Source organism: Arthrobacter rhamnosi (genome assembly GCF_054510975.1).
In genome coordinates this window covers 82,657-101,628 of sequence record NZ_JBTNDN010000008.1, presented here as the reverse complement: position 1 = coordinate 101,628, position 18,972 = coordinate 82,657, and the positions used below count along the sequence as shown (strand labels likewise).

At 61.3% G+C, this 18,972-nt stretch carries 6 protein-coding genes; 4 read left to right on the top strand and 2 right to left on the bottom strand.

What is annotated here, in order from left to right:
• Positions 1 to 130 precede the first annotated feature (130 nt).
• A complete protein-coding gene (locus tag ACX80J_RS16090; protein WP_459348481.1) occupies positions 131 to 460 on the bottom strand; it encodes a hypothetical protein in 330 nt (109 codons plus the stop codon).
• Between the two features lie 751 nt (positions 461 to 1,211).
• Positions 1,212 to 2,618: a hypothetical protein gene (locus ACX80J_RS16085; protein WP_459348480.1), complete on the bottom strand. Its 1,407-nt coding sequence runs from the start codon at positions 2,616 to 2,618 to the stop codon at positions 1,212 to 1,214.
• 177 nt (positions 2,619 to 2,795) lie between these two features.
• Here ACX80J_RS16085 and ACX80J_RS16080 point away from each other — a divergent pair, with 177 nt between their 5' ends.
• From ACX80J_RS16080 to ACX80J_RS16065, 4 genes are read left to right on the top strand one after another with little or no spacing between them, the layout of a single operon-like run.
• Positions 2,796 to 5,657, top strand: coding sequence for a helicase-related protein (locus tag ACX80J_RS16080; RefSeq protein ID WP_459348479.1), 2,862 nt, complete (start codon positions 2,796 to 2,798; stop codon positions 5,655 to 5,657).
• A complete protein-coding gene (locus ACX80J_RS16075; RefSeq protein WP_459348478.1) occupies positions 5,657 to 10,306 on the top strand; it encodes an Eco57I restriction-modification methylase domain-containing protein in 4,650 nt (1,549 codons plus the stop codon). The genes ACX80J_RS16080 and ACX80J_RS16075 overlap by 1 nt, the downstream gene beginning before the upstream one ends.
• Complete coding sequence (locus tag ACX80J_RS16070; protein ID WP_459348477.1) at positions 10,306 to 16,680, top strand: DEAD/DEAH box helicase; 6,375 nt, start codon at positions 10,306 to 10,308, stop codon at positions 16,678 to 16,680. The genes ACX80J_RS16075 and ACX80J_RS16070 overlap by 1 nt, the downstream gene beginning before the upstream one ends.
• Position 16,681: 1 nt before the next feature.
• Entirely contained in the window at positions 16,682 to 18,955 is a 2,274-nt protein-coding gene (locus ACX80J_RS16065; protein ID WP_459348476.1) for a 3'-5' exonuclease, read from the top strand.
• Positions 18,956 to 18,972: the final 17 nt, after the last annotated feature.

Below are 18,972 nucleotides of genomic sequence, written 5' to 3'. Positions count from 1 at the left end.
CACTTCATGTGTTTTTTGGGGGGGGAGGGAAAGGAAAAAGGGGGGGGGGGGTGGTATGTTACAAAGGGGGGGGGTTGCCTCCGAGCGGGGGCACCCCCCACCCCTCTGCGTCTCAGTGTCATTCTGCGTTTCAGTTGTTTGTTGCATCATTGGTGTTCTTGGTTGCTGTAATCAAATCACTGGAAGCTCCGTCGGAGGCGCTTCCACTGCGTCGCGATTTACGCTTGGCTACTCCACCGGCCTCGAGGCCGAGCTTCTTCAGTTCGTCTTCGCTCCATCCGTCCTTGGTTGCTAGGACGTAGGCCCTTTTGTCCACACGTTCTGCCTCGGCGAGATGCTCGCGCAGTTCGTCTACGCGCTTGCGTGTAATCACCAGATCGGTGACAGTTTCGATGCGTGGGTCGAGCAGCTTACGAGCCTGGTTCTTGGTGGTTTCGAGGGCGATGGTAGCGACGCTCATCAGCCTAACGTCGTGCACGAACGGTCACCACGGGGCACGGCGTTCATCGGCTGGCAGGGTAATCGTGGAGGTACCCGTTAGCAGGGTCTTTGAACCAGTCTTCGATGTCGCCGGAGTCGTACCGGACTGTGTTTCGTCCGAGCATGGAGTAGGGCGGTCCGAGGTTGGCTCGGTGCCACTGAGCAGGCTCTTGGCTTGTCACGCCGTACAACTCAGCTACGTCCTTCGGTGCCATTATCGTGCCCACCGTGAGTCCCTCTTTCATCTTTGCCCCCCCCCCGTTCCTTTGGCAACGCCGTTTTCACTTACACGCAATGTCAACTGGCAAGGTGGAGAGGTCGGACCGTGGAATACCGCAAGCGGAGCGAGGACATGCCGCGAAAGCCGGGCTTGGAGCCTTGCCAAGAGAAGGGCGGACAGTGCTGTCACCAGCCGAAACGGAACGGCGTAGCCGGTCGGTCAATCCGACGCGAAGCGTCGTACCGCTTGCTTGAACACCCTGCTCGGCAGACACCGCCGTGCGACAGCTAGGCGGAACTCCGATGGAGGAAGGCCGACGGAATAAGCTATATGTTTCGAAATCAAATTCTCTGCGGTCTCCAGAAGTTCACTCGGAGCGGGCTCCTGGTAGAAGTAGTGCTGAGCTCGAAATATAGATAGATTGCGAGCGCCTGCCATGAAAGGGACCCGCAGGCGTTCCGCGCCGGGATACTTCCGCCAGTAGGCAGGCTCTTTGCCCCGGGAGTGGTGCTCATGCCCAATCGCGTACCCACTGTAAGAAGTCCGACCACTTCGGCCCCCAAATCTCGTTACTCTCTAGGTTGTCCCGGTCGAAGAACTGCTCAAGGAGCGGAATCAGTTCTGGGCTTACCTCCACAGCTGTCGTGGAAGCACCTCCTTCGTCCCATGGCCAGTCCGGCATGTGATGCTCAACGCTGAGCTCACGCACGGTCTCCAAGTTCCATCCCTGGATGCCGTCCATACAACGCCGCCATCCGGCGTCGCTGAGATTTTCGTTGCCTCGCACGACATCGTAGATGGGGAAATCGAGCTTGTATCCCGCAGCTTCGGTGTCTGTGATCATAAAAGTTCTGGACCCATGGAACTCCTCCGTCCAGCGCTGGTCGATGTGAGTCTCCCCTGCATCAATCTTCAGCGAAGCTTCAAGGAGATGCTCAATGCCAATCTGTACACAGTCTTCGCCCGACCCCTGTGAAGCTTCCTCTTGCCAGAGCTTCCCTCGGCTAGCCCAGCTCGAGAGACCGTTCTTCAGGACAAGACGGATCGGCTCGACACCATGTGCAGACCGGACCTCGGCTTCCGCGTTGAGAGCGCTGTACTTTCCCAGCTCCGTGAAGGTCCAGCGCTCTTCAGCCATTAAGAGTGGAAGGAGCGGCAGCAGGACAGGGAAGTCTGCGCTTATCGCAAGAACCTTCGCGATGGACTCCTCTTCTTGCAACAGGTCGGGTTCCGAGAAGTCAGGGATTTTCGAAACGCGGGTCCGGGCATCAGCGTACTCACGCCATAGGGATGCGCTGAATTGAGCACGCGCATCAGCCTGTCCCCGGAGCCGAGGTGGGATTCTCCCGTTGAAGTACCAACTGCCTTCGCGCTTCCGAGTCCAACAAGCGGTGTCCGTCACATAGTCGAGGTTCCATTCCGGATCATCCGGGCTGCGCCGGGCCCACAGGCTCGGAAAGACCGCACAGAAATCCATCATCTGCGGATCGCTCTCGTCGGATGGATGGCGAGAGATTTGCTGCTCGTCCCACCAATCAATGGCAGCAGTACAAAGCTCGGCTGCAACGGAGTCGCCCGCTCCTCTCGAGTTGGTGAGTCGCCAGCGCCCTCGCAGGTTGGCCCAATCGCTGGGATGGACATTGAACTGGTGAGCGTCGGTTCCTAGGGCGTCAGCAATGGGAACCCACTGTTGATTTCGGCGGTACTCGGCCTGGGGGCTCCATCCATGATGGGTGAAGTTGTCGGGGACGTCCCGCACGAGGTGCTGAATCACGCCTTGGGAAGTATGAGAGGCAGCAAAGAAAAGTGCCCCCTGTCGCGGACGATAACGTCCCTCGATGAAGCCGACAGGATCCCCTTCAGTACGTTGGTGCACTAAACCGTGCATTGATGGGTTTCCGATGCCGTCGTCCGTCATATTTCTCTCAATCGCTCGCTCTGTTGCGGGCTGACGAGCAAGGTCTCTCGAGCCATCCCTAGAAGCCCATTCCACGACATAGGGCCTCATTGCTCACACCCTAATCGCTCTGCACCTATCCTGAGATGAGCTGTGTGAGGACCTGCAGCCGAATCACTGCCTGGGGGAGTTAATAGCTTGTCAGTAGACACGTCGGTAGAAGTGCTCAACGTCGCGCCCGGTTCGGTAGTCCATGTCCGGGATGAAGAGTGGCTGGTCACCAGCCTCGAGAAATCCGTGGACGGAACACTCGTCAGGGTCCAAGGCCTCAGCGAGCTCGTCAGGGACACCACCGCGGCCTTCTACTCCGCCCTGGACGACATCGAAGTGGTGAACCCCGCTAAGTCCAGGGTCGTCGCGGACGACACCCCGAACTATCGCAAGGCACGTCTCTTCCTGGAGACCACGCTCCGCAAGACGCCCACGCCGCAGTCGGCGGAACACCTCACAGTGTCCACCCGGATGCTCTCGAGAAACCTGAAGTACCAGCAGATTGCCGTCGCCAAAGCTCTCGACACCAAGAACATCCGGCCCCGGATCCTCATCGCTGACGCTGTTGGCCTCGGTAAGACGCTCGAGATCGGCATGATCCTAAGCGAACTCGTCAAGCGCGGCCGCGGGGAGCGCATTCTCGTCGTCACACCCCGCCACGTATTGGAGCAGATGCAGCACGAACTCTGGTGCCGCTTCGCTCTTCCGTTCGTCCGTCTCGACTCTGCGGGCATCCAGAAGGTCCGCCAGAAGCTGCCGGCAACGCGCAACCCCTTCACGTACTACAAGCGCGCCATCATCTCGATCGACACCTTGAAGAGCGCCCGTTACCGCGCGCAGCTCGGCAAGCTGCACTGGGACGCTGTCGTCATCGACGAATCCCACAACCTCACCAACACCGGTACCCTTAACAACGAGCTCGCCCGCATCCTCGCCCCCAACACAGAGGCCCTGATTCTCGCGTCGGCCACCCCGCACAACGGCCGCAACGAGTCCTTCGCCGAGCTCCTCCGGCTCCTCGACCCCACGGTCGTCCGCCCCGATGGGACTTTTGATCTCAAACAGGTGGACAACCTGATCATCCGTCGGCACCGCCACAGTCCTGAAGTCGCCCAGGAGGTCGGTGCGGACTGGGCCGAGCGGGAGGAACCGGACAATCGACTCGTCGCCGCATCTGCCGCGGAGAACGCCATCGCTGAAGAACTGTCCGACACCTGGCTCTACCCCGACGGCAGGCCGTCCCCGTACTCGGGCCAGAACGGGTCCCTGTTCTCCTGGACGCTCGCGAAAGCCTTCCTCTCCAGCCCGGCCGCACTGCTGGAGACCGTCGCCGAGCGCCTGAAGAAGCTCGACGCGGACGCCCCGACCGAAGCCAGGGAGACGGAGGCACTGGCTCGCCTCCAGCAGCTCGCGCACAATGCGAACACGGGTGAGTCAGCCAAGTACAACGAGCTCGTCAACTACCTCAAGAAGATCGGCGTCGGCAAGGGATCGCCGATGCGAGCGGTGGTCTTCGCCGAGCGCGTCGCCACGCTGAAATGGCTTCAGCAGACGTTGCCAAAAGCATTAGGTCTCAAGCCGGAGAACGTGGGTATCCTTCATGGCGGCCTCAGCGACGTCGAACAGCAGAGCATCGTGGATCAGTTCAAGCGCGGCAACAGTCCGCTGCGGGTCCTCGTCACCGGTGACGTGGCCTCCGAGGGCGTCAACTTGCACGCGGAATGCCACCACCTCATCCACTTCGACATCCCATGGAGCCTCATCCGGATCGAGCAACGCAACGGCCGCATCGACCGCTTCGGCCAGCGCCACAAACCGCAAATCACTACCCTCCTGCTGAACCCGAACAACACCCGCTTCTCCGGTGACATCAAGGTGCTCACCCGTTTGATGGAGCGCGAGCACGAGGCGCATGCCGTGCTGAACGATGTCGCCTCCCTCATGGGCAAGTACAGCGCCAAGCAGGAGGAGGCCGCCATCCTGGAAGTCCTCCTCGGTAGAGCGAAGTTCGACGACACCGTGAGAGAAGCAGACCCTGATCCGGAGTCAGGCGACGTCTGGGACTTCCTCGACTTTGAAGCGCTCAACCAGGACGGGCCAAGCGAGGACGTACCCGTGGAGAAGCCATTGGGTCTCTACTCCACGGACCTGGACTTCCTCGATGAGGCGCTGAACGAGGCTTTCGGCGAACCCCAGAAAAAGCTCGGCTGGACCATCCACCCCGGTCACGGTATGGCCGAGCTGAACCCGCCGGCAGACCTCCAACACCGACTGGGCTATCTTCCTCAGGACTACCTGTCCGAACGCAAGGTCACCGAGCGCCTCAAGTTCGCCACCACCGTGGAAGCCGGAACCCGTGAACTGGACCGGGCTCGCGAATCGGATGACATGAGTTGGCCGGAAGCGCACTATCTCGGTCCTCTCCATCCCGTGCTGGACTGGGCCAGCGACCGCGCCTTGGGGTCGATGTCCCGTAGCGAGGTGCTCGCCGTCCGCGGCGACGTCGATGCTCCACAGGTTCTGCTCATGGGTACTCTCATGAACCGCCGTGGGCAGGTCGTGTCCAAGGCATTCATCGCGGTCGACTTCCCCGACCCGAGTAACCCTGACTTCTGTATCGATCAGCCGCTGGAGGATCTGGGGGAGCACCTGGCAGCCATCGGCATCCACGCCAGGACAACCAACCCCGGCCCCGTGAGTCTGGACGGGCTGCAGGCACTCCTTCCGAAAGCAGTTGAGAATGCCACGCAGACCATGCAACTGACCTTCGAGTTCGCGGTGAAAGCAGCCGAGGAGCGGCTGCAGGCGTGGAGGGACCGAGCAGCGCGCTGGACCCAGCTTTCCTTCGACTTCGCCCAGCGGGCCGAGGTCAAGAAGCAACGGGAGCGGGTTACCGAGGAACAGCTCATCGCAGATTCGCTCGCGCCGGCTCAGCGCCTGGTCCGCCCGCTTCTGATCGTCGTGCCGCGCAATACCCCTACCGCCGTACCGGAAGGTGCTGACCAGTAATGCCATCCTTTGATTCGATCGTCGTCGGTGAAGGCTGGATCAGCGAACACTTCTTCACCACGGATTCCACCAAGGAATCCTTCCAAGCGGAAGTCATCAAACTCCGGAAATCCTGGGACGAACAGGGCAAGGAAGGCCACCCCACCACCCTGTCCCGCTTCTCCGAGGTTCGCGGCAGGTTGCAAATTCTGCTCGCCGGACTGGCCGAAGACCCTGCGGGCGCCCCCGAGGCCTATGCGCTCTTGCGCGATGCGCTCGGATTCCGAGGTACGACGGCGGCAGTCACCTTCGAGCGCAGCGGCACCGAGACATCGGTCCCCGGCGTATGGACGACGGACAACGGTGACGTCCTGTTTCTCGAAGCCGGCGCAGCCGACGCCGCTGAAGACGTTCTCTCATCGGTAAAGCCCCTCGGTCGTGTCCTCGTCGATGGCAAGGAGATGCCGTCCCAGACCGCAGCTAAGGTCGTCTCCGAGATCTTCCTCGCTGAACGCTCGCCGAGATACATCGTCATCATGGCCGGGCGTTGGCTCGTGCTGACAGAACAGGAACGCTGGGCGGAGGGCCGCTATCTCGCGGCCGACGCGCTGCTGGTCGTCGACCGGAACGACATCAGGAAACATTCCGAGATCGACCGCTTCCTTTCTGTCTTCGGCCGTGACTCGCTCATGCCTACTCCCGACGAATCCATCTGGTGGGACGCCGTCCTGGGGGCATCCGTCAAGCACACCGTAGGTGTCTCAAAGGACCTACGTGAGGGCATCCGACGATCCATCGAAATCATCGCCAATGACGTGCTCACGAGGCGTGCCTCGCAGGGATTGCCGGTGGACGACGTCGACGGTCAGGATCTGGCTCGACAGTCGCTGCGGTTCCTCTATCGCATCCTCTTCCTGTTGTACGCGGAGGCCTCCCCGGAGATGGGGGTGCTTCCCGTCGGGGCAGGCGAGTACACCGAGGGCTACGGCCTGGACCGGCTCCGGGAACTGACGCTCGTCAACATCCAGTCACAGGAATCACAGCGCGGCACTCATATCTACGAATCGTTGGAACGGCTGTTCCGGCTTGTCGACGGCGGCCACAGGCCGAAGCGCGGATCGTCGACCGATGCCGTCCCCTCCGGGGATAACGAAGGACTCGTCTTTCAACCTCTGAAGGCCGACCTGTTCCAACAATCAGCTACTTCCCTCATCGCTGATGCGAAGTTGAGCAATTCCGAGCTCCAGAGGGTCCTGCAGCACCTCCTGCTGAGCAAAGAGGCCCGTGGCAAGGACCGCGGGTTCATCTCCTACGCCGAGCTGGGCATCAACCAGCTCGGCGCAGTTTACGAGGGCCTGATGTCCTATACCGGCTTCATCGCCGCCGAGCCCCTTTACGAGGTTGCAAAGGACGGCAACCCGGAAAAGGGTTCCTGGGTGGTTCCCGTGGACCGATCCGAGTCCATCGACGCCAAGCACTTCGTCAGGTACGAGGACGAGCGGACGGGGGAAAAGAAGCTTGTGCTTCATGAAGCCGGAACCTTTGTGTTCCGTCTGGCGGGCCGCGAACGCCAACAGTCTGCCTCGTATTACACGCCCGAGGTGATGACCAAGTTTGTCGTCTCGCAGGCGTTGGAAGAACTGCTGGATCAAGATGGGATGACAACCCTGGCGGACGACATCCTCAAACTCACCGTATGCGAGCCCGCGCTGGGTTCAGGGGCATTCGCCATCGAAGCGGTTCGTCAGCTCGCCGATGAGTATCTAAGACGCAAGCAGAAGGAACTCGATCTGCAGATCCCGGCAGATGATTACCCCCAAGAATTGCAAAAGGTGAAAGCACAGATCGCCCTTCACCAGGTCCATGGCGTTGACTTGAACCCCACGGCGGTCGAGCTTGCCGAAGTGTCGCTCTGGCTCGACACCATGGTCAAAGATCTTCAAGCTCCGTGGTTCGGGTTGCGTCTGCGCCGAGGAAACTCACTCATCGGTTCACGGCGTGCTACGTATTCACTTCAATCGGTCAATGACAAGACGTGGCTGACGACCGAGCCAGTCGAAGCACGGCTCACGGGTCTAGTTGCGGCGATGGCGGAGGACACGGACGACCCGAACGTCGTTAGCCGTATTCATCACTTCTTGTTGCCGTCCGATGGGTGGGGTGCGGCCGCCGATGCGAAGGAAGTCAAAGACTTGGCGGGTGGAGCTCAAAAGGAGCTGAAGGCCTGGCGGACCAAAGTCAAGGTGAAGCCGAGCAAGAAGCAGGTCGACCGCCTTCTCGCCTTGAGTAGTCGTGTGGAATCGCTGTGGAAATTGACGCTCCGCCGCCTGCAGGTAGCTGAGACCGAGGCGCGCAGAGAGATCGATTACTTCGGCAAATTCACTTTACCCGTCAGGGACTCCGACATTGCGGGCGAATCTGTTGGTACCCCCGCCGTCACTCGCGAGCAGATCGAGCAGTCGCTAAACGATGAAGACGGTTCCTATCAGCGCCTGCGCAGAATTATGGATGCGTGGAATGCTTTGTGGTTCTGGCCATTGACGGAGCGCGCGACAAAAGGAGTTCGGCCTCCGACGCTCGAGGAGTGGATCTCCGCGCTCGAGGGAATCCTCGGGATTGAACCCTCCGCTGGTAAGGCCTTACGAAAATACGGAATCATCGAGGGCCAAACGTCAGTGCTATCTATGGCATCCTGGGGCGAGCTAGAAGCTATAGAGTCCTTCAACCTAAGCACGTCGCAGGTCAGAGCAATCTCCAGCGTTAAGGATCAGCACCCCTGGCTAAATGTCTGTGAGGAAACGGCGGCCGACCAGGGCTTTTTCCACTGGGAACTCGACTTCGCGTCCGTCTTCGCTCGGGGTGGCTTCGACCTTCAGGTAGGTAACCCGCCGTGGGTGAGGCCGCGATCTGATGAAGCTGCTTTATTGGCCGAAGGTGATCCTTGGTGGCAACTTGCGGAGAAGCCTTCGCAGGCGCAGATTCAGGCGAAGCGCCAAGAGACACTGGCGCGTGAAGGTTTGAGCGATTACTTCATAGAGAACGCGGTTCCCACAGCTATCCTTTCGGAGTTCCTCAGTTCAACTGGCGACTTCGCCCTTCTAGCGGGGCTTCAGCCAGACCTCTACCGGGCGTTTATGATCCGCACTTGGCGATCGTCCGCCCCGAACGGTATCGTCACGCTCATCCACCCAGAATCGCATTTCAGCGAGAAGAAGGCGGCCAACCTCCGCGCCGAGGCATACTGCCGCTTGCGAAGACACTGGCAATTCATTAATGAGTTGAGATTGTTTGAAATTCACAACCTTGTAACATACGGCGTACACGTTTATGGTGCTCGAGAACAGTCTCCGCGGTTCCGCATGGCCGCATCGTTGTACCACCCGGACACAGTTGTTCGATCAGAGATGCATGACGGATCGGGCGAAGTTCCGGGCCTTAAAGACGACGAGGGTAACTGGGATACTCGACCGCATTCCGGGCGCATCATAAACGTGAACGAATTCACGTTGGCTGTTTGGGCGGACATCCTCGACGCCCCTGGGACACCCGCCGTTCAAGCCCGGATGGTGTATCCCGTTAACCGCGCAAGCAGTCAAGTTTTGGAGAAGCTCAGTGGCGCACCACGCATGCGCGATTTAGGACTGCAGTACTCTCGCGGTTGGGACGAATCTATTGACCGGAAAAAGGGCTATTTTGAAGTAGGCTCCGGCATCCCCGCGGTATGGGATAAGGTTATCCTCCAAGGTCCTCACTTCAACGTTGCCAATCCGTTCGCAAAGCAGCCGAATCCAACAATGAAGAGTAATAAGGACTGGACTGAGATCGACCTCGAGGCTTTACCTACAAACTTCATCCCGCGGACAAGTTACCAACCCGCAGGCAACCTTGACAAGTACGACGCTGATTACTCGAGTTGGTATCTGGATGGTCATAAAATCTCCGCCCGGAAACAACATCGCGTCGCTTGGAGACTCATGGCGGCCACGACTGGTGTAAGGACCTTCTATCCAACGGTCATTTTACCCGGCGCTGCCCACGTAAACGGCGTGATCTCCGCTTATGGTGATTCGATCGCTGATGGTGCAACGGTCTTGGAGTTGGCCGGCATTTTGGGCTCTATCCCCGTGGATTTCTTGACCAAGTCAGGATCGCTCGGACACTTTTATGGATCAGTGGTTGATACCTTACCGGCACCTGTCGGTCACGGCCTGAGTAAAGAAGTGCGGATTCGGGCTGCGAAATTGATCTGCCTTACAAAAGACTTTTCGGATCTATGGATTTCGGCTACAGAATCAGAATGGGAAAATACTAGCCCGACCCGGATCGCTTTGGCGCGAAGATGCCTTCAGCTTGAACTGGACGCTATCGCAGCAATCGTGCTTGGAGTTGAGGTGGAAGAACTTTGCACTATTTATCGCACTCAGTTCCCGGTCCTCCGAGGTTATGAACAGAACGACCTCTATGACGCCAATGGTCGCAAGGTTCCGGGCGACATGAACCGGCTGTACAAGAAGTTTGGCCAAAACATGTCGCTCGAGGATCGAACTTGGACACATCCGCAGAGTGGCGTCGACTACGTTTTCGAGTTCCCGTTCCAGAGCTTCGACCGCGAAGAGGACATGCGTAAGGCATATGCGCATTTCTCGAGCATGTTGGGGGAGAGCTCCTGATGTCGGAACTGCTGCCTACCAGCCAAGCCGGTGATCTTCGTCGTGGTCTCTCGGACTACTTGGCCACCACGTTCGCTCTTACGGATGGCAACGCCCAGTCCGCTATCAAGGAGTTCCTCGCCGACCCGGAGAACGGGTTGTTCAAGGGCTCTTACGTCCGGCTTCGACTTCCCTTTGAAACGGCCGAGCGCGGCTGGCGGGACTGTCTGGACTGGTATGAGGGGTATGAGCCCTACGGTCACCAGGCGCGGGCCTTTCAGCGACTGAGCAGCAAAGCCATCGGTAGCAACGGTCCTAGCACCAGCTGGCGTCCTGAGCCCACACTGGTCACCACAGGTACCGGTTCCGGCAAAACGGAGGCGTTCCTGTACCCGATTCTGGACCATGTCCTTCGGGCCAAGAGGGACGGCGTTACGGGCATGAAGGCGCTCATTCTCTACCCGATGAACGCCCTAGCCAACGACCAGGCCAAGCGGCTGGCCGAGATGCTGACTACCTATCCCGAACTCTCCGGAATCAGCGCCGGCATCTATACGGGACAGCAGGACACCAGCCGAACCAAGGTGTCCCGCGACGGGCTCATCAACGACCGGCAGGTCTTCCGCGACAACCCGCCGGACATCCTGCTGACCAACTACAAGATGCTGGACATGCTCCTGCTCCGCCAGGAGGACGCGCCTCTCTGGAAGAAGTCCGCGACGAGCCTGCAGTACGTGGTCCTGGACGAATTTCATACCTACGACGGCGCGCAGGGCACCGACGTCGCCATGCTGCTGCGCCGACTCGGGTTGTCGCTCAAGAGCTACTGGCCGGACGACCTCACAGACCGTCCGCACGGCCTGACCGAAGAGGACCGCGCTCGACCGCTCGGCCGCGTCACCCCCATAGCTACCTCCGCAACGCTGGGCAGCAAAGGCGATCCCGAGGCGATGCTCCGCTTCGCTGAAACTGTCTTCGGCGAAGTGTTTCCGATTGAAGCAGTCGTCACCGAGTCCAGGCTGCGTCCGGAGGACTGGGCAGCCCTCGGAACCGGCGACGGGCAGGCCGAGGATCTGCACGCGATCGCGCAAAGGATCTCCGAGACGAACGCTGCCGTGGCGGCGCTGCGGGATGCGGGCGCCGAGCCGGAAGCCGTCGTCGGGCCCGTTCTCGATGCACTTTTCGAGAAGCGGCCTACAGATCTCTTGGACGGAATGCGTACCGATCCGCTGACGGCTGCCCTGCTCGAGAACGCAACAGCCGCCGTCGAGCTCTCCAAGCTGTCACAGACGATCTTCCCGACGCATTCCCTACCGGAGGGCGTAGGCGCCGCCGACGCGGAGGAATTCCTGTCCCACGTCATCGCCTTGCTCAGTCACATCCGTGCCCGGTACGGCCGCGAAGCTCTGACCGTCGAGACGCACCTGTGGATTCGCGAGATGTCACGCGTGGACGCCGCCGTCGACACCGTTCCCAGGTTCCGTTGGTCGGACGATGGTGTGGACCAGTCGAATGACATGTTCCTGCCCGCGGTCTATTGCCGGCACTGCGGCCGGTCCGGTTGGGGTGCCGTCCTGGCGCCGACGGGGATGGATCTGGAGCTGGACGACTCCAAGATCCGCGAGGCACGCCTAGCAAACAATCCCCGGTTCAGGACTCTCATCTCGGCCGCCGCGGAGGCAGACATCATCGAGTTTCGTCAGGACGGGGCGGAACAGGTCCAGGGACTGCACTGGTTGCACACCGTCAACCGGGGCCTCTCCAAGACTCCTCCCGCTGCGAACAGCGCCGATCTGGCAGAAGGCCGCGTCATACCGGTGCTGATGCTGAGCGGCCAGGATGCAGACGACCAGTCCAAACGAGACGTCTGCCCCTCCTGCCTCACCAAGGAAGGCATCGCCTTCATGGGCAGTGCCATCGCCACCATGCTCTCCGTGAGTATCTCCAACCTCTTCGGCGCGGAGGGTCTGGACGAAGGTGAGAAGAAGGCCTTGGTCTTCACCGACAGCGTTCAGGACGCCGCGCACAGGGCTGGCTACGTCCAGTCCCGCTCTCACACGATGACGCTACGTACCGCCCTGCGGCGCGCACTGGGCGTGACAACCGCTACGCTCTCGGAGGTCGTCGATGCCGCCATAGCCGGAGCGAATTCCCCCATGGAGCGCTATCAACTGGTGACGCCCGAGTATGTGGACCGCCCGAGCTTCCGGCAGTTCTGGGACCCGAAAGCCACCCCGGCGGAACAAGCTCGGGGACGCCGATACGCCAGACGTCGGCTGCAGTTCGACGCCCTCCTGGAGCTCGGCCTGCAATCCCGTACCGGCCGGACCCTGGAGCTCACCGGTTCCCTCGCTGTCGAGACGGACGCGGGCAACGCCACGCACATGCTCGCCGTCGCCCGCAGGGCGTACGAGAGCGTTCAGCACCAGACCATGGTGGGGGACAAAGTTCCTACCGATCAGCAACTCCTGCAGTGGAGCCGCGGCACGGTGGAAAGGGTGCGCCTCCAGGGCGGGATTTATCACGAATGGCTCAAGGGCTATATCGCCACTGACGGCAAACGCTGGCAGATCTGGGGCGGCAGACCCAAGGGCGAAGGCATGCCGGCCTTCCCATCCGGGCGACCTGCACCGGCATTTCCCCGGATCGGGCGCGCGGACCCAGCCACCGAGAACTTCGACGCCGTCACCCCGTTGACGTCCTGGTACTCGCGGTGGACCGCGCGCTGCCTCGACGTCGCGCCGTCGGATAGCGGCTACCTCTCCAAAGCACTGATCACCGCGCTGGCCGAGGACGGTGTGCTGGGCACGAGCAGCACCAACTCCGGAGCCGACGTTTACTGGCTGGATGCGGCGAAGGTCCTGCTCTCCGTGCCCGCCGTCGAGGACCTCGAGTCCCGACGCCACGTCCTGGCCTGCAGGGTGTGCAAAGCCGTGACGCCCGGGAGCTTGACCGTCATCGACCAGCTCGACGGCGCCCCGTGCACCCTCGTCCGTTGCAGTGGCACTCTGACACGACAGGCAGCGGACTCCCGGAACTTCTACCGGGATCTGTACTCCTCGAGAGAGAGCAAGCGCGTCGTCGCCCGGGAGCACACCTCCCTCCTGGACGACAAGACACGTATCCGCTACGAGACGCAGTTCAAGTCGGGCTCGGACAATCCGCAGGCTCCTAACGTCCTGGTCGCCACGCCCACCCTGGAGATGGGCATTGACATCGGAGACCTCTCCTGCGTGATGCTGGCGTCTCTCCCCACGTCGGTCGCGTCCTACCTGCAGCGGATCGGCCGTGCAGGCCGTCTGACCGGAAACTCGCTGGTGCTCGCGTTCGTGCGCGGCCGCGGCGAGCATCTGCCCAAGTTGCACGATCCGCTGTCCGTCATCAACGGTGAGGTCCGGCCCCCCGCAACCTATCTGGACGCCGAGGAGATCCTCGGACGCCAGTATGTAGCGCATGTGGCAGACCGATTCGCGCGGACCGCTGGCCGCCCGCACCCCAGGGATGCCGTCCAGGCGCTGGGAAGCGTCGCGCCAGGCTCGTTCATCGGGGAACTCATCCAGGACGCCACGGCGAATGCCAAGACGCACTTGGCCGAGTTCCTCAACCAGTTCAGCGGCAAGATCTCCGATGGAAGCCGTGAACGGCTGATCGGATGGGCATCCGAGCACGACGACGGCGAGCCCAGCGGTCTCGCTCGGCACCTCATCCGGGCGGCAGCGGAGTGGAAAGGCGACATCGACGAGCTCGAGGCACGTCGTAAGGAGATCGACAAGGCTCTGCCGGAGTTGGAGACTGCGGCTGCGGAAGCGGAGCGTCTGGAGGACAAGTCCTCCGATGCAGTCCAGGCACTCCGTACCGCCAAGGCGACCCTCCGGATGATCGGCAGTCAACTCAAGCAACTCCGTGGTGACTACTGGATCTCAGTACTGGAGGCCTACGGCGTCCTGCCCAACTACACGCTGTTGGACGACTCCGTCAGCCTCGACGTCGGTCTCTCCTGGAAGGACGCGGACACACAGGAGTTCGTCACGGACACCGTGACGTACAACCGTGGCGCCTCCGTAGCGCTCAGCGAATTCGCGCCGGGGGCCACCTTCTATGCGCAAGGCATGGAGATCCTCATCGACGCCGTGGACCTGGGCCCGCAGCAAAGCCACGTTCAGAAGTGGCAGGTGTGCCCAGAATGTGGCTGGATCAAGACGGACGTCAGTACGAGCGCTCCCGTGACGAGCTGCGTCCGGTGCAAGACGGCAGCGATCGCCGACATGGGCCAGATCCTCGACGTCGTGGTCATGAAGAAAGTCTCAGCCGAAGTCCGCCGCGACGAGGCGGGCATCAACGACCGGCGTGATAACCGGGTACGTGAACGGTTCACGATCGTTGCAGCTGCGGATATCGACCAGCAGCACCTGCAGAAGCGCTGGTTCGTGGACGGCTACGACTTCGGCGCGGAGTACTTCAACCGAGTGGACATCCGTTGGATCAACACCGGCCGAACGGCCTCGAACGGCGGCGTGCGGATCATCGCCGGGGATGACGTCCGGACTCCCATGTTCCGACTGTGCTCCTACTGCGGCCAGCTGGACCAGTCCGCCAAGGAGAACCAGCCGAACGAGCACCGGTTCTGGTGCAAGCTCCGGAAGGAGAAGCAGGAGAGCGTCAAGGAAGTAGTGCTCGCTCGCGAGCTCAACACGCAGGGCGTCGTGCTCCACCTTCCGCTCGACGTGACCTACGGCGACGACTTTTCGGTCCCGAGTCTTCAGGCAGCGTTGCTCCTGGGCCTGCAGAAGGTCCTCGGCGGCGCACCGGACCACCTCGGGGTGCTGAGGATTAACGACCCCGCACATGGCGGAGGCCGAGTGGCACTCATGCTCCATGACAAGGTGCCCGGAGGGACGGGCTATCTCGCCGAATTCTCGGACGCGAAGCGGGTCTGGGAATTGCTGTACGCAGCATGGGAGACCGTGCGCGACTGCAGTTGCCGTTTCGAGGAACGGCTCGCCTGCCATCACTGCCTCCTTCCGCACGCCGAGCCATGGCAGGTCGACAAGGTAGCCCGGGCGAGCGCGGAACGGCTGCTGGGACTCTTACTCCGCTCCGGGCAGACTGCTCCCGACTCCGAAGAACCGCCGTCGTACTCGGACTGGACCATCACGGAAGAGGCGCCGAGCGAACAGACATCGATTGAATCCCTGCTCGAGAAGCGGTTCCGCAAGGCCTGGATGGACCGCCTCAAAGCCGTAGGCGCACATACGAAGGTCACGCCGGGGGCGCTGGCTGACACCATCACCTTCCGCATCCCGGGGCAGAACTTCCAGTGGCAACTCCTACCCCAGGTGGATGTCGCAGGCACACGGCCGGACTTCCTGCTGCAAGGGCCGCCGGATCCCAACTTCCCGGTACTGGCGATCTACACCGACGGGTTCTCCTTCCATGCGACCCAGGAGCACAACCGGATCGCGAACGACGCCGAGAAACGCGACAAGCTCCGGCACACATCCGAGTTGTCCTCCGCTGTGCTTCCGTGGGCTGTGACCTGGCAGGACGTGGATGTTTTCGAGGCGACTCAGCCGATGCCAGCAGTGCTGCCGTCCTGGGTGAACGCCAAACTGAATGCCCAATTGATGGCGAAGTACCCGGTGGACGCGTCCATCATGAATTTGCTCGGCCGGGATGCGATGAGCATGCTCTGGCACTGGGTCAACAACCCCGATCCTGAGGCGTGGACGAAGTTCTCGGAACTGGTACCGCTGATGCTGATGCACCAGAAACCACAGCCGGCGGACGCGGAGACCGTATACAATCACTCGGCGGCACTGGCTCGGGGAGAACGGCTCGCCCTGCCCAGCGGCAGTGTGCCTGCGTGGACCTACAGGTCCGGCAGTGTCGGCTTCGTCGCTGCGGGTTCGCCGAACAGTCTGTCCGCCATCGCCGTCGGTCTTTGCCTCGACGACCGGCCGGAGACACTCGGCTCATCCTCACATGAGGCGTCCTGGCGCCTATGGCTCCAGCTCTCCAACCTGCTGGCATTCAAACCGATCGGGCTGACCATCGGTTCCGTAGCGTCAGCCGTCAGCGTCGGAAGCTCGGCAACTGCGGCAGCAACCCTGCAGGAATCGGCTACAGACTTGAGCCCGGCGTGGACGACGCTCCTCGAACAGGCGACCGACCTGGAGAAGGCCCTGCTCATCGAGCTTGCCGCTTCAGGACTCGACATCCTGCCGGAGCTCGGGTTCGAAGTGGAGGGATACCCGATCGACATCGCCTGGCCGGAGTTCCGGGTCGGAATAGTGTTCGATGGTAGCGGGCACTCGGAGTTGCAGGCTGCAGGTTGGACCGCAGTCGGTACGGACATCGACGACATTCGAAAACTACTGAAGACGAAGGAGGCTTGAGATGGCACTCGTGACGTTGGTGAGGCAGAGAGACAGGATCGACGGCTCGATGCGGTCCAAGGTCTACTCCTTCTTCGAGAAGCTTCAGAAGGATGACACCGCTCCGGGTCTGCATATTGAACCGATGCATTCCCCAGCCGACCCACGAGTCCGTACCGGACGCATCGACCTCAATTACAGGGCAGTGCTGTTCAAGGTCACTTTCGAGAACATCCCGCATTACTTCTACTACGGTGCGTGGCCGCACGATGAGGCCATCGAGATTGCGCGCTCCAGTGTGCTGCAGGTCAACTCGGTCAACGGCGTGCTCGAGGTGCTGCGAACTTCCACACCTGATCCTGAAGATCAGACGCCGGAGACGGAGGACGACGAGTCCGAGCAACCCCCTGATGAGATCGAGAGGGAGGCTCCCGAAGAGCCCGAGGAGGACATTGTTCCCGTACCACTCTGGACGAACCCACTCACAGAGTGCGGGATGGATCAGGCCGGATTGGTTGCAGAACTCGGCCTTGCTGCAGACCTCGTAGACCGAGCGTTCGCAGTCTCCTCAGAAGAAGACCTTTTGGACGTCCTGAGCGATGCTCCGGATTGGCAGGCGACGGCATTGTTGGAGCTCGCGGCGGGCACGTCCGTTTCCGAGGTCCAAGACAAGCTCGCTCTGGGGCGCTACGTCGATGACCCGGAGGAATCCGACGAGGACAAGATCAGGCGAGCGCTCGAGCATCCGGCGACCAAGATGCAGTTCACCTTTGTGGGGACTGATTCCGAGGAGCTGAAGAAGGTCATCGACGCCGGGGATTTCGATTCCTGGCGTACCTTCCTCCACCCGGAACAGCGTGTCTACGCAGAACGGCGCTACAACGGGTCATTCCGGCTTTCAGGTGGGGCAGGTACAGGGAAGACGGTCGTACTGTTGCATCGGGCACGCGCGCTGTCCAGAGCGGAGCCTTCCGCGCGGATCGTCCTGACGACGTACACGACGACGCTCGCGGAGTCCCTGGAGACCGGGTTGACCAAGCTCGACGCCAACCTTCCTCGTGCAGCGAGGCCTGGGGACTCGGGTATCCATATCGCCGGGGTGGATTCACTCGTCAGTAAGATCTTCCGTGCCGCTACCGAGTCCGAACAGCGGTACTCGATGAAAAGCCTTTTCGGCCTCGAGACGGCAGCCCCCGGGAAAGTCGTGGGGTCGGACCACGAGAGCCAGCAGTGGGAATCGGTTCTTCGCGACGTCGAGCATGGGCTGGAGCCCGAGCTCGCCAACCCGTCGTTCCTACAGCAGGAGTACGAGACGGTCGTACTGCCGAATGTCATCACCACCAAGGACGAGTACCTGAAGGTCCCTCGGGCCGGCCGCGGCACCGCTTTGAATCGGCCGAAACGGCTGGCGGTGTGGAAGCTCATCGAGGGCTACAGGTACCACAACAGGATCGAGATGCATGCCTCCTACGTGGAGATGGCGCACCTGGCGGCACTGGTCCTGCGGAACCGAGCCGGCAATGGCACGAAGCGTTCCGCCGATCACGTCCTGATCGATGAAGCGCAGGATCTGCACGCGGGCCATTGGCTCTTTCTCCGGGAGCTGGTACAGCAGGGTCCGGACGACATCTTCATCGCCGAGGACTCCCACCAACGCATTTATGGACAAAAGGTTCCGCTGTCCCGTTTCAGTATCGGAATCGTCGGCAGATCGCGTCGGCTGACGCTCAACTACCGCACCACCCGACAGAATCTGGCATATGCCGTCGGCCTGTTAAACGGTGTGCCGATCACGGATATCGAGGGCGCTGACGAGTCCGTCAACGGATACACGTCCTCTCGGACCGGACCCGTGCCGCAGGAACACGCGGCAGCGTCCTACGTGGAGGAGCTGGACAACCTCGCCGAGACGCTACGGGCATGGCAGGAAGAAGGCGTACTGCTCGAGACCGTCGGCGTCCTCGTGCGGGCCAACTATCAGATCGGCAAAGTCATCAGCGGGTTGGACGAGCGGGGCATCACTGCACGTACCGCTGGATCCGCTGTCGCCTCTGGCGTGCCGGCCGTGATGACTATGCACCGCTCCAAGGGCATGGAATTCACTCGCGTCGTCCTTTTCGGCGTGTCCGATCAGTACCTGCCAGCCGCGCATCAATCGAAGAACCTGGCACCGGCCGAGCAGGCGGATGCGCTCCTGCGCGAACGCTCGCTCCTCTACGTGGCCGCGACGAGGGCACGGGACGGTCTGGTCGTGTCGTGGAGCGGAAAACCGTCGGAGCTGCTCGGCACAAAGTAGCGTCAGTAGTCATCGAC